The sequence below is a fragment of the Rhizobium sp. A22-96 genome (assembly GCF_053521805.1).
In genome coordinates this window covers 474,568-488,677 of record NZ_JBNWDQ010000005.1, presented here as the reverse complement: position 1 = coordinate 488,677, position 14,110 = coordinate 474,568, and the positions used below count along the sequence as shown (strand labels likewise).

The window sequence follows — 14,110 nt, the reverse complement described above, 5'->3', positions numbered from 1 at the left end:
GCCCGCATGCACATGAAACAGTAAACTCAGTAGGCATTCCGCTCGCCTCCCCTGGCGGCCCTGCGAAGCGGGAAGCCGAAATCGGCCATCTCATCCTCGTCCCGCCCGGCGGCGAACTCATCGCGAACGGGAAGCTGTCGCTGCTGAACGGCTTTCGCCGGAGCCGGAGCCGCCGCATGGCGCCGCTCGCGTTCGATGCGAAACTCGCGAATGGTCCGACCAAGCTCGACGACGACGGTCTGCAAATGATCCGCGCCTTCCTGCGAACGGTTCGCCAGGCTCTCTCCCGCCGCCGCACGTTCGCTGAAGCCGCCGATATCGGCCGTGAGGGAATTGAGACCGGCAACCTGCACGTCGCTGGCCGCTGCAATCCCAGTGATGGCTTCGTTGATGTCGGTCACCTGGCGGACGATGCTGCCGATCGCATCCTGCGTGCGGCCGACCATCTGGACGCCGGCATCGACCTGCGCCTTGGTGCCCGTCACCAGGACCTTGATCTCGCGCGCCGCATCGGCGGAACGCTGCGCAAGGGCACGAACCTCCTGTGCGACGACGGCAAACCCACGGCCGCTATCGCCGGCCCGAGCGGCCTCGATCCCGGCATTCAGGGCGAGAAGGTTGGTCTGGAAGGCGATTTCGTCGATGACGCCAATGATCTGACCAATCTTTTCGGCCGATGTCTCGATATCGGCCATGGCGGATATTGCCTGTCCGACGATCCGGCCGCTGTCTTCCGCAGCCGAGCGCGTGGAAGCGGCCGTGCGTTCTGCCGAGCGTGTATTGGCGGCGTTTCCGCGCACCTGATCGGCAAGTTCGGCGAGCTGCCGCGCGGAAGTTGCGAGCCCCCGGGACTGTTCAGCCGAATCCTCGGCGAAAGACCTCGAGGCGCGGGTGATGGCTTCCGTTGTCGTCTCCGCTGCCTGCACGCCGCTGGAAAGCGCTGCAAACTGCTGCTGGATATCAGCCAGCGCGGCGTTCAGCGCTTCGGCCACGTCCGCATAGGCTTCGGGACAATCGGCAGGCAGACGGGCCGTCAGGTCGCGGTCGGTAAGACTATTGGCCAGTTCGGTAAAAAGATCCGCGGCCTCGGCGCGATCCGCTGTCCGCTGCTCGGCGAGCGCGCGCTGATGGCCGATGCGCAATTCGTTGAAGCGCAGGGACACGGCGATTTCGACATCGACCATCACGAGGCGAACGACCGAGGTGACGAGTTCGCTCAGTTCGCGGGCACGGCGCCTGGCTCCGGGCAGAATGGCGCGGCCGCCCATCTCGTCGAGAAGGCCTGCAAGAATATGCTCCAGCATCACGCCGTGGCCGGCAACATGCCAGCGCGGATCGAGGCCCATCTTGCTTTCGCTGTCGGACAGAACCTTGACGCGCTCGGCATAGAGGCTATCGAAGCGCGCATCCGTCAGCACATCCCAATGCGAGGACTGCAGATCCTGGAGACGCTCGAGCTGGCTTTCGCTGGAAAAATTGCGCGCGGCGTCCGGGAATGCCTGGAAACGATGAAAGAGGTCACGAAGCCCGGCCTTGAGATGGGCCTCGAGCACCGGCCGGTTGCGGCGCAAGGTTTCGCATTGTCCGGCATCGAGACCAGCAAAACGCAAGCGGTCGCGAAGGCTGCCAGCCTGCGCCCTGCCTGCCTGATCTGACGGCGAATCCTGCGCCAAAATCGTCCCCGCCGAACTGCCCGCGCCTGCGCAGGCGAAACTGCCGATGATCCGCGCCAAGCGCTATGAGGAGGCGAGGAAAGGCACAGGCCGCTACGGATCACATGACCGTGGCGCTGAAGCTCGCTCGTTCATCAAAGTCTTTCGCGGACCTGTCTGATGAGATGGATACCGGATCTATACGGTACGGCGGGGCGGCTTCATGCCTGGTGAGAACGAGTCACAATTTTCCCATTCCGACGTTCAAGCTCAATGTTTATGGTTAATTCCTTGCCCGAAGGTTAATGACGGCAGGCCGACCGCGTTGTTTCGAACATCTCTAATTTAGAGCCGCCCTTAATACTTGTTTTATCGAAAGAAAAACTCACGCAGCGTAAGTCACAAGCAAGCTTCATACCTTACGGCTGAAGGCTATAGACACCTTCGATGTCGATACGGAGAGAGCAATGATTGTTCTTGGTTTGACCGCTTCGCTGATGGCCGGCATGACGCTCGCTGCCTTCATACTTCTATCCAGTATCGAAGGGGCACGCGGCAGGGCCGCCTCCCGCGTCCTTTAATCATCCCAAATCGGGACGGATGCTGAGGTTTTCCGAGGCCGGGGCAGGGCAGCATCCCGCCATGTTTCTCGTCCGGCGGTAGCTAGCATTGGGCTTAATAGTTCCGTATTAAGCCTCAAGACCCGGCACCGAGATCCATCCGTTAATGTCCGATACGACCCAATCCCCAACAAATACCCAGAAACTTTCGCTGGGAGTGGCGCTTGCAATCATCTTCGGCGTGACGCTCTGGCGTGTGCTCATGCTGCTCGCCAACAGGACCGACCTCTTCGTCGACGAGGCGCAATACTGGTTCTGGGGACAGAATCTCGACTTCGGCTATTATTCCAAGCCGCCGATGATCGCCTGGGTCATCCGCTTCTTCAATACGATCTCGGGATCGGACTCGACCTTCTGGATCCGCCTGTCCGCACCGCTTTTCCATCTCGCGACAGCGCTTATGCTGATCTGCACGACGCGGCGGCTGTTCGATGACGAGACAGGGCGCGAGATCGCTCCCTGGGCCGGCGTCATTTTCATCACCCTGCCGGCTGCCTCGCTCTCGGCCGTGCTGGTGTCGACGGACACGATCCAGATCCTGTTCATCACGATCGCCATCTGGGCCTTCATCGGCTTGACCAAGCGCTCGTCCATTTCCGAAGCGCTGATCCTCGGCATCAGCCTCGGCCTTGCCTTCATGACGAAATACTCCGTGCTCTTCCTGTTGCCGGGGGTGGGCATTGCCATGCTGACGCTGCGCTCGGCGCGGATCGCCTGGCGGGACGTCGTCATCGCAGCTATCGTTGGCGCCATCGTCGTTGCGCCCAATCTCTGGTGGAACCTGACGCATGGCGCGGCGACCGTAAAGCATACCGAAAGCATTGCCCAATGGAGCACGGGCACTGGCGGAACGAGCCTGCTGAAGCATGTGCTCAACGGGCTCGAGTTCGCCGGGGCACAGTTCGGCGTCGTCGGACCGGTGGTGTTCTATGCGCTTTTGTGGGCGACATGGCGGCTGATCCGTGGACAGGGCGATGACAGGGAAAAGCTGCTGTTCTGGCTGTCCATGCCGGTGGTGATCCTGATCACGCTGCAGGCCCTCTTCGCCAAGGCCTATGCCAACTGGGCGGTTTCCGCCTATGCCGCGGGCACCATCCTCGCCGTCTTGCTGCTCTACCGGCTGACGAAGAAAGGGCTGATGACCTCCCTGATCATCGGGGCAGTCGTCGCCTTCGTCATTCCGGTGCTGACGGTGTTCGCTCTCGATATCAAATTGCCGAACGGCGATCTTGTGATGAAGCGCTATGTCGGCCGCAGCATCATAAGCCGGGAAATCGCCGATATCGCCACGACGGCAAAGACAACGGACATCGTATCCCCGGACCGCGATATCATCGCCGATCTGTTCTATACGCTGAAGGGCGCGCCGTTCCGCATCTACGCCCGCAATTTCGGTGGCTTTCCCAAGAGCTATTACGAGCAGAATTTCTCTCTGCCTGCCGATGTGACCGGCCCGGTGCTGTTCGTCGATAACGATCCGATCGTCTGCCCCGAGGGTCAGGCCGAGCTCATCAAGAGCTGGTCGCCCCCCTTCGGCGACATGAAGGGCAAAACCCTCTATGCCTATCGCGTGCCGGCAAGCTGCCTGGCGCCGAAACCCTGATCCTTGAGCGGGGTAACGCGCGAAGAAATCGCACCGGGACGGTTGACCGGCTCGCACAAGTGCAGCATGACAGGCCGTACTATGAAGACGCTGGGCGTCCTGATATCATGACCGAACCGCCGGAATCCGAACCGGCAGAGGAATAAAGGCATCTTTTACCGTTGAGCCCGCTCGAATTCGGCGCCGCCGACAGCGAAGATAACGACGACAGGACGCACCGCGCCGGAGCGCGCGTGATTGCCTCGCTGTTCCTCGCCTTCTTCGCCTATCTCGGGCTGGCACTTGGCGGCGGCATCAATCTTGCCGCTCGCTCGGATGCGGATGCGCTTTCTTCCGGCAAGGATAATCAGCCGCTTTACCTTTCGCTGCGGGACCCGGTTCGCGGCATGGTGGTCGCCGATCGCACGGCTCTGCCGAAAGCCACCTGGCATGATATCGGACCTGCGACGCTTGCGGTCGCCCCATCGTTCCGAGTTCTCATCGATCTCTGGCAGCCGCGCGATCGCAGCGACGCCACACAGCCTGAAATCCTGGCATTTCGCGCCTATCTCGCTCGCGCCCCGCCGGTTAGCCTCATCTGACAGGTTAACGCGCCCTTTGGCGCATTCCCCGACATGACCTACGTCCGCCAGCGGTCCGACCGCCGGCATAAGTGTATTTCCAAGGATAATACCCATGCGCACTTCACCATGGCTGGTGGCACTCTACTCGGTGATCATCGTGCTTGGCTTTCTCATCGCCTTGCCGAACGTCCTTCCGCAGTCCGCTCTCAGCAAAGTCCCAAACTGGCTACCGCATAGCCAGGTACCCCTCGGCCTCGACCTTCGCGGCGGCTCCTATCTCGTCCTCGAAGTCGACGAGAAGGACCTGACCAACGGTCGGCTGCAATCGCTGCAGCAGGACTCGCGCCGCGTTCTGCGCGACAAGAACATCCAGACCCGCTCGATCGTGCGCAACGGCAACCAGGTCGTCGTTACGCTGACCGATCCCACACAGAGCGGCGATGCGGTGACGCAGCTGCAGACGCTTGCCAACACGGTCACCTCAGGCCTCTCCGCCGGGCAGTCCGACCTGACGATCGCCCCGAACGGCGGCACGATCACCATGTCCTTCTCGCAGGCCGGCATCGCCAGCAATGTCGATTCCGCCGTCCAGCAGAGCCTTGAAGTCATCCGCAAGCGCGTCGACCAGGTGGGCGTTGCCGAACCGACGATCCAGCGTGTTGGCCCGAACCGCGTTCTCGTGCAGCTTCCGGGCGCTCAGGATCCCTCGCGTCTACGCGAGCTTCTCGGCTCGACTGCGAAGATGTCCTTCCACCTGCTTGCCGACAATGCCGACCCGAACAATCCCGGTCCCGGCGTCACCATCCTCAAGGATGAGCAGGGCAACAGCTATCCGGTTCTCGACCGTATCGAACTGTCCGGCGACCGTCTGACCGACGCCCGCGTCAGCTTCGACCCGAACACGCATGAGCCGCTCGTCACCTTCCGCTTCGACAGCGCCGGCGCCAACCGCTTTGCGGAAATCACCCGCGAAAATGTCGGCAAGCCTTTCGCCATCGTGCTCGACAACAAGGTGCTGAGCGCGCCGAATATCCGCGAGCCGATCACCGGTGGTTCGGGCCAGATTTCCGGCAACTTCACCGCCGACAGTGCCACCACGCTTGCAGCCCTGCTGCGCGCGGGTGCGCTTCCGGCCAAGCTGACGGTCATCGAAGAACGCACCGTCGGCGCCGACCTCGGCGCCGATGCGATCCAGAAGGGCATCTATAGCGGCCTGGTCGGCTTCGTCCTGGTTGCCGCCTTCATCTTCGTGCTCTACGGCACCTGGGGGATCCTCGCGAATGTGGCACTGCTCATTCACACGGTCCTGACCTTCTCGGCCCTGACGCTGGTCGGCGCCACGCTGACGCTGCCCGGTATCGCCGGCATCGTGCTTGGTATCGGCCTTGCGGTTGATGCCAACGTTCTCATCAACGAGCGTATCCGCGAAGAAACCCGCAAGGGTCGCGGCGCCTTCGCCGCGATCGATAATGGCTTCAAGAAGGCGTATTCGACGATTATCGACGGCAACATGACGGCCCTGATCGCGGCCGCCATCCTGTTCTACTTCGGCTCCGGCCCGGTTCGCGGTTTTGCCGTGACCATGGGTCTCGGCCTCATTATCTCGATGTTCACCTCCGTCGCCTTCGTGCGTGTCGTGATGATCGCCATCACCCGTCGCCGCAAGTTCAAGGTGATCAACATCAGGCCGCTGATCCCCTTCAGCCCCTATGACAAGCACATCCAGTTCATGAAGGCCCGCTTCTTTGGCATCACCGTTTCGGCGATCCTGTCGCTCGCCTCGGTCGTGCTGTTTTTCCATCCAGGCCTCAACTACGGTGTCGATTTCCGCGGCGGCATCCAGATGTCGGTCAAGACCAAGGACGCGGCCGATTTGTCGACCTTCCGCGAGGGTCTGAACACGCTCGGCCTCGGCGAAATTGCGCTGCAGTCCTTCGGCGATAACAACAGCCTTCTCGTCCGTGCCCAGCGCCAGGACGGCGGCGAAGAGGCGCAGACTGCCGCGGTGACCAAGCTCAAGGCGGAAATCGTCAAGATCGACCCGACCGCGACCATCGAAGGCACCGACGTCATCGGACCGAAGGTCTCGGGCGAGCTTGCCTGGGCCGGCATCCTGTCGGTCGTGATCGCCAGCCTGGCGATGCTGGTCTACATCTGGGTCCGGTTCGAATGGCCGTTTGCGGTCGGCGCCATCGTCACGCTGGTACTCGACGTCACCAAGGCGATAGGCTTCTTCGCGATCACCGGCCTCGATTTCAACCTGACCGCCATCGCCGCGATCCTAACACTTGTGGGATATTCGGTAAACGACAAGGTCGTGGTCTATGACCGCATGCGTGAAAACATGCGGCTCTACAAATCGATGCCGCTGCGCGAGATCATCGATAGGTCGATCAACGAGACCCTGGCGCGAAGCCTTTATACCAACGCCACCGCCTTCCTGGCGCTGGTGCCGATGGCGATCTGGGGCGGTAGCGCCGTCTCCAGCTTCGCGATCCCGATGGTGTTCGGCATACTTGTCGCCGGCGCCTCGTCGATCTTCATCGCAGCACCGATCCTGCTCTTCCTCGGCGACTGGCGCCGTCGCCATGCCAAGCCCGCTGCCAACGATGCGGCACCGGCCGACGGCAAGTCGACCAAGGGCAACAAGCAGATCCCTGCTGCCGAATAAGCTCTGAATGGATTGAAAAAGGATATGCCCGGTCGCCGGGCATGTCCGCCAACTACCTGAGAAATGGGGCCGTTCTACGAAATGGACGGCATATGCAGCGGCAGCCCCGGACGCGGCGCCGTTATCTTTTCAACGACACCATTTTCCTGCTCGCTGGCGAGCAAATGCTTGCCATCGACGGTGAAGGCGATATTGCCCGGCCGCGTGCCGTTCGTGCGGATATGGCCCGCCATTTTACCGTCTGCATCGACAAGCGAAATCTCGCCCAGCCCATACATGGCGCAATAGAGTGTGCCGCTGCGATCGAAGGCAAGACCGGACGGTCCGCGCAGTACGTTTATGGCAGGCGATGTCATCGACTGGGCAAAAAGCTCCTGCCGGCCGCCGATGATCTGGCGGTGGATTTTTCCGGTTAGCGTCTCGCTGTAGTAAAGCAGTCCGTCGGCATCGAAAGCCAGGCCGCTTGCAAGCAGCAGCCCCGCGGCCAGGACCCTGATGACCCTGCCCTCGGCAGGATCGATCTGATAGACACAGCCATTATAGGCCGCCTTGAAGAAATCGGGATGAATATGGCCGCCTTCGAGCAAGTCGTCGAGACGGATGCCGGAATCGGTCATATAAAGCAGGCCGTCAGGCCCGAAGGCGAGAGCATTGGGATGAAGGAACGGACCATCGGCGCTGCCTTCGATCACCTGCAGCACACGTCCCTGCGGCGACACGCGCACAAGGGAATTCTCCGGACCGTCGGCGACCCAGAAGCATCCGTCTCCGTCGATCGCAATCCCGGTCGGGCTCCCACCGATCCGGCAAATTTCCTGATAAGCGCCGCTTGTGTCGAAAAGTTTCAGACAGCGACGGCTCGCATCCATCTCCACGAGCGCAAAGCGCCCGTCCGACAAAGCCACCAATCCGCTAGGCAGACGCAGCCCAGTGGCAATCGTTTCGTTCATGTTCTGAAGCCTTCATTCTACGCACTACGCGAATCCCCAAAAACTCAAATTGCCGCGCCAAAATGATACATAAGCACGAAGAAAGTCATTTTCGAGCCGGCCTCTGGCGAATCCGGATAAGATTATTGCGCGAAAGGTCACATCTGCGTGCAGATCGGCCAAGCTTGACACGCTTGAGCGATTCGGAACATCCATAGAACGTCCGGATCATTTCGCCCATGCGATTCGTCGCGGATTGCGCCTGGCGCCCTTCATCCGACGCATCGGGAGAGTTCATGACCGCCGCCTATCTGGAAAAGCTGAACCCGGAGCAGCGACTTGCAGTCGAGCACGGCACGACGACGGGCAACGGCCATGTCGCCGGACCGTTACTCGTCATTGCCGGGGCCGGTTCGGGCAAGACGAATACGCTTGCCCATCGCGTCGCGCATCTGATCGTCAAGGGCGCCGATCCACGCCGCATCCTGCTGATGACCTTCTCACGCCGCGCCGCTGCCGAAATGGGCCGCCGTGTCGAACGGATATGTCGCGAAGTGCTCGGCACCAATGCGGGCGTCACTGCCGATGCCCTTGCCTGGAGCGGCACGTTCCATGGCATCGGCGCGCGGCTTCTGCGGGATTATGCCGAGCAGATCGGTCTCGACCCGGCCTTCACCATCCATGACCGCGAAGACAGCGCCGACCTGCTGAACCTCGCGCGCCACGATCTCGGATTTTCCAAGCTGGAAAGCCGATTTCCGACCAAGGCGACATGCCTTTCCATCTATTCTCGGTCGGTCAATTCGGAAGCGCCGCTTGCCGAGATGCTGCGCGACTTCTTTCCGTGGTGCGCCACCTGGGAGCCACAGCTGCGCGATCTCTTCGCCGCCTATGTCGAAGCCAAGCAGGCACAGAATGTGCTCGATTACGACGACTTGCTGCTCTACTGGGCGCATATGCTGCAGGAGCCGCTGATCGCCGAGGACATTGGCAGCCGTTTCGACCATGTGCTCGTCGACGAATATCAGGACACCAACCGGCTGCAATCGTCGATCCTGCTGGCCCTGAAACCGGACGGCCATGGGCTGACCGTCGTCGGTGACGATGCGCAGTCGATCTATTCCTTCCGTGCGGCGACGGTACGCAACATTCTCGATTTCCCGCAAGCCTTCACGCCCGCCGCCGACATCGTGACGCTCGATCGGAACTACCGCTCGACGCAGCCGATCCTTGCCGCCGCCAATGCCGTGATCGACCTTGCATCGGAGCGCTTCACCAAGAACCTGCGCACCGAACGCCAAAGCGTCGAGCGTCCCCGGCTGGTAACGGTGCGCGACGAAAGTGATCAGGCTCGTTTTGTCGCCGATCAGGTGCTGGAAAATCGCGAGGGCGGCGCCAGGCTGAAGCAGCAGGCGGTATTGTTTCGTACCTCAAGTCACAGCGGACCGCTGGAAGTGGAGCTCACCCGTCGCAACATTCCATTCGTCAAATTCGGCGGGCTGAAATTTCTCGACAGCGCCCATGTCAAGGACATGCTGGCGGCTCTGCGCTTCGCCCAGAACCCGCGCGACCGGGTGGCGGGTTTCCGGCTGATGCAGCTCTTGCCTGGCGTCGGCCCCTCCACAGCGCAACGCGTGCTCGACCAGATCGGCGAAGCGGCAAGCCCGATCACGGCGCTCACCGAGCTTCCACCCCCACCCCGCACCGGAGACGACTGGAGTGCATTCGTGGAGACGATGCGCGAGGTCAAAAGCGGCAAGGCGGGATGGCCGGCGGAAATCGGGCTGGTGCGGCAATGGTACGAGCCGCATCTGGAGCGTGCACATGAGGATGCGGCGACACGCCAGGCGGACCTTGTCCAGCTCGAGCAGATTGCCGCAGGCTACGGCTCGCGCGAACGCTTCCTCACCGAACTGACGCTCGATCCACCTGACGCCACCAGCGACCAGGCCGGCGTGCCTTTGCTCGACGAGGACTATCTGATCCTGTCGACTATCCATTCGGCCAAGGGTCAGGAATGGACGAAGGTCTTCATCCTCAATGCCGTCGACGGCTGCATCCCCGCCGATCTCGCTGTCGGATCATCGGCTGAGATCGAGGAGGAGCGGCGGCTGCTTTATGTTGCCATGACGCGAGCAAAGGACAATCTCGATCTCGTCATCCCGCAGCGCTTCTTCGTCCACGGCCAGCATGCGCAAGGCGACAAGCATGTCTTCGCCTCGCGCACGCGCTTCATCCCAGCGACCTTGTTGCAATTCTTCGAAGTCTGCGGCTGGCCTCAGGCAAAGGCAGAGAGTCCCGCCGCCATTCGGGCGCGGCAGGTGCGTGTCGATGTGGGCGCACGCATGCGGGGCATGTGGCGCTAGCTTCGATTAGCTTCCCGAAACATCTCGATGATGGCGGAGAAATCGCGGCCGCCATTGCCGAGTTTCTCGAACAGCCCGAAAAGCTGCGCTGCCTCCGCACCCAAAGGTGTCGACGCGCCGCTGGACAAAGCCGCCTCCTGCGACAGGCGGAGATCCTTCAGCATCAATGCCGCCGAGAAACCGGGCTTATAGTCGTTGTTGGCCGGCGAGGTCGGCACGGGTCCCGGCACCGGGCAATAGGTGTTGATCGACCAGCACTGACCGGACGAGGTGGAAGCGACATCGAACAAGGCCTGATGCGAGAGTCCGAGCTTTTCGCCGAGCACGAAGGCCTCGCAGACACCGATCATCGAAATGCCGAGGATCATGTTGTTGCAGATCTTCGCCGCCTGCCCTGCGCCGGCATCGCCGCAATGGACGATCTTGCGGCCCATCACCTCGAGCAACGGCTTGGCCGCCGCAAAACTCTCTGGCGAACCGCCCGCCATGAAGGTCAGCGTGCCCGCCGCCGCGCCACCTGTGCCGCCCGAGACCGGCGCGTCGAGCGATAGGCAACCAACTTGCCCTGCCATGACGTGAGCCGTGCGGGCACTATCGACATCGATGGTGGAGCTGTCGATCAGCAGCGTCCCCTTCGGCACGGAGCGCAGGATATCCGTCCAGACGGTGAGGACATGCTGGCCCTTGGGCAGCATGGTGACGACCACTTCGGCCTCCGCCAAGGCTTCCGTCAGCACGTTCGCCGCTTTGATGCCCGCCGCCTCGGCGGCCTTGAGCATGTCATGCGAGAGATCGTAACCGATGACGGCGTGGCCGGCCTTGACCAGATTGGCGGCCATCGGCCCACCCATATTGCCGAGGCCGATGAATGCGATCCGTGTCATGATTTTCTCCTCCCATGATCCATTATGCTGCGAAAAGCGGCGGTTGCGCCGGCACGAAGAAGCGATCGATACTCTCCATAGTCACCTCCGTAAGGCTGGCCGGTGACCATTTCGGGTTGCGGTCCTTGTCGATGACAGCGGCGCGCACGCCTTCGTAGAAATCAGGATTATACAATATGCCCATGCAGGCGCCGAGTTCACGATCGAGGCATTCGGCAAGATTTGCGCTCGCACGGCCGGCGCGCAGCAGCCGCAGCGTCAGCTTGAGGCTGGTCGGCGAGCGGCTGGCGATCACGCCGGCGGTTTCGGCGGCGAATTCTCCTGGCTCCCGGCCCAGCGCCTGTAGAATGCCCTCAACCGTATCCCCGGCGAAGGCGCGATCGATCAGGTCGCGGTTGACTGCGAGACGGCTCTCACCGGCATGCGTTGCCACAGTTTTGATCAGGGCATGCACGTCCTGAACCGAGGCTGAGGCCGGCAGCGTCGCGATGGCGTCCACCAACGTGGGCAGTGCAGAGGATGCAACGCAATGATCGGCGAATCCCGCGTGTAGGGCATCAGCCGCATCGATAGCAAGGCCCGCCAGCCCCATCCAGGTACCGGCCTCGCCCGGTGCGCGTGGCAGGAGCCAGGTGGCGCCGACATCAGGGAAATAGCCAATACCGGTTTCCGGCATGGCGAGGCGCGTGCGCTCGGTCACGACGCGATGGCTGCCATGCGCCGAGAGGCCGACGCCGCCGCCCATGGTGATACCGTCCATAAGCACGACATAGGGTTTGGGATAGCGTGAAATGGCATGGTTGAGCCGGAACTCCTCGCGCCAGAAGGTTTCGGCCTCGTCCGAGCCATCCTTGCCGCTCTGGTGCAGCAGGCGGATATCGCCTCCCGCACAGAGGCCGCGCTCACCCTCGCCTTTGACGATGACACTGGCAATCGCGGGATCGGCGGCGAAATCCTCTAGGGCCAAGGCTACGGCCCGCACCATCCGCAGCGTCAGGCTGTTCAGCGCCTTCGGCCTGTTAAGGCTGATGATGCCCGCGGAACCTCGCCGCTCGATGATCACCTCGTCCGTGCCGCTCATGCAAATCTCCTCCTCTTGCTCTCCTCTATCAATAGGCGCTCAGCGGTTGTCGGCAAGGATCATCTCTGCGGCTTTTTCGGCAATCATGATCGTTGGCGAATTTGTGTTGCCTGATGTGATCGACGGCATGACCGAGGCGTCGGCAATCCGGAGCCCTGACAGGGCGCGCAGACGCAGGCGCGGATCAACAACGCTTTGCGGATCGCCGCCCATCCGGCATGTGCCGACGGGATGGAAAATCGTCGTGCCTATTTCGCCGGCCGCGCGCTCCAGATCTGCGTCCGTCTGATAGGACGGTCCAGGCTTGAACTCCTCCGGCCTGAACTTGACAAACGAAGGCTGCGCCACGATCCGCCGTGTGAGGCGGATGGACCGCATGGCAATCTCCTTATCGCGCGGAGCGGAGAGATAGTTCGGGCTGATCGCTGGCTGCATGGCAAAGTCCGGGCTGCCGATATGCACCGAGCCCCGGCTTTCCGGCCTCAGATTGCAGACGCTGGCGGTGATGGCCGGAAAAGGATGGACGGGATCGCCGAACTTGTCGAGCGACACCGGTTGTACGTGATATTGCAGATCCGGCGTTTCCTTGTCCGGTCCGGAGCGGGTGAAGATGCCGAGCTGGCTTGGCGCCATCGCCATCGGCCCCGAGCGGCGGAATAGATATTCGAGGCCGATCGCCGCCTTGCCCAGGAGCTTCGTCGCCTTTTCGTTCAGGGTGGGAACGCCCGTTACCTTGTAGGCCAGGCGAAGCTGCAGATGATCCTGCAGGTTCTCGCCGACCGCCGCGACCTCGCGCGTAACCTCTATACCCGCCTTGCGCAACACGTCGCCTCGGCCGATGCCCGAGAGTTCGAGGATCTGCGGGGAGCCGATGGCGCCGGCTGACAACACGGTCTCCTTGTTCGCATAGGCGCGCTTCGTCACGCCGTCATGCTGAAACTCGACGCCGGTCACGGCATCGCCCTCGATGATCAGGCGGCGGACCTGCGCCTTCGTCCAGACGGTCAGGTTGCCCTTCTTCAGTGCCGGTCGCAGGAAGGCCTTGGCGGTATTCCAGCGGATGCCGGAACGTTGGTTGACATCGAAATAGCTCGATCCCTCATTGTCACCACGATTGAAATCGACCGTTTCGGGAATCCCTGCTTCACGGGCCGCCGCCTGGAAGGCATCGAGCACTGCCCAGCGCACACGCGCCTTTTCGACCCGCCATTCGCCGCCGGCACCATGCATCTCGTCCTTGCCCCGATAGTGATCCTCGGACTTGGTGAAATAGGGCAGCACGTCTTCCCAGCCCCAGCCGGCGCAACCGAGCTGGCGCCAGAGATCATAGTCGCGCGCCTGGCCGCGCATGTAGATCATGCCGTTGATGGAGGAGGAGCCGCCGAGCACCTTGCCACGCGGGTAGCTGAGCGACCGGCCGTTCAGCCCCGCCTCGGGCGTCGTGGTGAAGCACCAGTCGGTGCGGGGATTGTTGATGCAATAGAGATAGCCGACCGGGATATGGATCCAATGGTAATTGTCATTGCCGCCCGCCTCCAACAGCAAGACCCTGTTGTTGCGATCGGCCGAGAGCCGGTTGGCAAGCACGCAACCGGCGCTGCCGGCACCTATGATAATGTAGTCGAAGCGATCCATAGTCAAAACTCGTCAGTTCCCGCTCCCGCTTGCGGGAGAGAGTTAGGGTGAGAGGGTATTAAGGTTCGGCAAGTCTAGGCTTTTCGATCAATGTCGAAACAGCCGT

The 14,110-nt window shown here is 61.9% G+C and carries 9 protein-coding genes; 4 read left to right on the top strand and 5 right to left on the bottom strand.

The genetic code is table 11. The features are described 5' to 3' along the window. Positions 1–26: 26 nt before the first annotated feature. Positions 27–1,673 carry a globin-coupled sensor protein gene (locus ACQZ6F_RS23900; protein WP_449094334.1) on the bottom strand — a complete coding sequence of 549 codons (1,647 nt, stop codon included), beginning with the start codon at positions 1,671–1,673 and terminating at the stop codon, positions 27–29. Positions 1,674–2,378: 705 nt separating this feature from the next. On the opposite strand from ACQZ6F_RS23900, the gene ACQZ6F_RS23895 reads away from it, so the two are divergent. From ACQZ6F_RS23895 to secD, 3 genes are all read left to right on the top strand, one after another. Then, on the top strand, positions 2,379–3,875 hold the full coding sequence (locus ACQZ6F_RS23895) for an ArnT family glycosyltransferase (protein ID WP_449094333.1): 1,497 nt from the start codon (positions 2,379–2,381) through the stop codon (positions 3,873–3,875). A 161-nt stretch (positions 3,876–4,036) separates the two neighbouring features. Next, positions 4,037–4,456, top strand: a complete 420-nt coding sequence (locus tag ACQZ6F_RS23890; protein WP_449094332.1) for a hypothetical protein — start codon at positions 4,037–4,039, stop codon at positions 4,454–4,456. A 94-nt stretch (positions 4,457–4,550) separates the two neighbouring features. Next, positions 4,551–7,109, top strand: a complete 2,559-nt coding sequence (gene secD, locus ACQZ6F_RS23885; protein WP_449094331.1) for a protein translocase subunit SecD — start codon at positions 4,551–4,553, stop codon at positions 7,107–7,109. 74 nt (positions 7,110–7,183) lie between these two features. Here secD and ACQZ6F_RS23880 read toward each other — a convergent pair whose 3' ends face one another. Beyond that, on the bottom strand, positions 7,184–8,059 hold the full coding sequence (locus ACQZ6F_RS23880; RefSeq protein ID WP_449094330.1) for an SMP-30/gluconolactonase/LRE family protein: 876 nt from the start codon (positions 8,057–8,059) through the stop codon (positions 7,184–7,186). A gap of 275 nt (positions 8,060–8,334) precedes the next feature. On the opposite strand from ACQZ6F_RS23880, the gene ACQZ6F_RS23875 reads away from it, so the two are divergent. Next, a complete protein-coding gene (locus ACQZ6F_RS23875) occupies positions 8,335–10,404 on the top strand; it encodes an ATP-dependent helicase (RefSeq protein WP_449094329.1) in 2,070 nt (689 codons plus the stop codon). Here ACQZ6F_RS23875 and mmsB read toward each other — a convergent pair. From mmsB to ACQZ6F_RS23860, 3 genes are read right to left on the bottom strand one after another with little or no spacing between them, the layout of a single operon-like run. Beyond that, complete coding sequence (gene mmsB, locus ACQZ6F_RS23870) at positions 10,401–11,288, bottom strand: 3-hydroxyisobutyrate dehydrogenase (protein WP_449094328.1); 888 nt, start codon at positions 11,286–11,288, stop codon at positions 10,401–10,403. The genes ACQZ6F_RS23875 and mmsB overlap by 4 nt on opposite strands. 22 nt (positions 11,289–11,310) lie before the next feature. Next, the gene (locus tag ACQZ6F_RS23865) at positions 11,311–12,369 is read right to left on the bottom strand and encodes an enoyl-CoA hydratase/isomerase family protein (protein ID WP_449094327.1); all 1,059 of its coding nucleotides are present in this window, start codon (positions 12,367–12,369) and stop codon (positions 11,311–11,313) included. A gap of 39 nt (positions 12,370–12,408) precedes the next feature. Then, the gene (locus ACQZ6F_RS23860) at positions 12,409–14,004 is read right to left on the bottom strand and encodes a GMC family oxidoreductase (protein ID WP_449094326.1); all 1,596 of its coding nucleotides are present in this window, start codon (positions 14,002–14,004) and stop codon (positions 12,409–12,411) included. Between the last annotated feature and the right edge of the window lie 106 nt (positions 14,005–14,110).

What these genes read in the sequence shown, in the direction of transcription:
- ACQZ6F_RS23895 (WP_449094333.1), top strand. Translation starts at nt 2,379, where the DNA reads ATGTCCGATACGACCCAATCCCCAACAAATACCCAGAAACTTTCGCTG.
- secD (WP_449094331.1), top strand. Translation starts at nt 4,551, where the DNA reads ATGCGCACTTCACCATGGCTGGTGGCACTCTACTCGGTGATCATCGTG.
- ACQZ6F_RS23880 (WP_449094330.1), bottom strand. Translation starts at nt 8,059, where the DNA reads ATGAACGAAACGATTGCCACTGGGCTGCGTCTGCCTAGCGGATTGGTG.
- ACQZ6F_RS23875 (WP_449094329.1), top strand. Translation starts at nt 8,335, where the DNA reads ATGACCGCCGCCTATCTGGAAAAGCTGAACCCGGAGCAGCGACTTGCA.
- mmsB (WP_449094328.1), bottom strand. Translation starts at nt 11,288, where the DNA reads ATGACACGGATCGCATTCATCGGCCTCGGCAATATGGGTGGGCCGATG.
- ACQZ6F_RS23865 (WP_449094327.1), bottom strand. Translation starts at nt 12,369, where the DNA reads ATGAGCGGCACGGACGAGGTGATCATCGAGCGGCGAGGTTCCGCGGGC.
- ACQZ6F_RS23860 (WP_449094326.1), bottom strand. Translation starts at nt 14,004, where the DNA reads ATGGATCGCTTCGACTACATTATCATAGGTGCCGGCAGCGCCGGTTGC.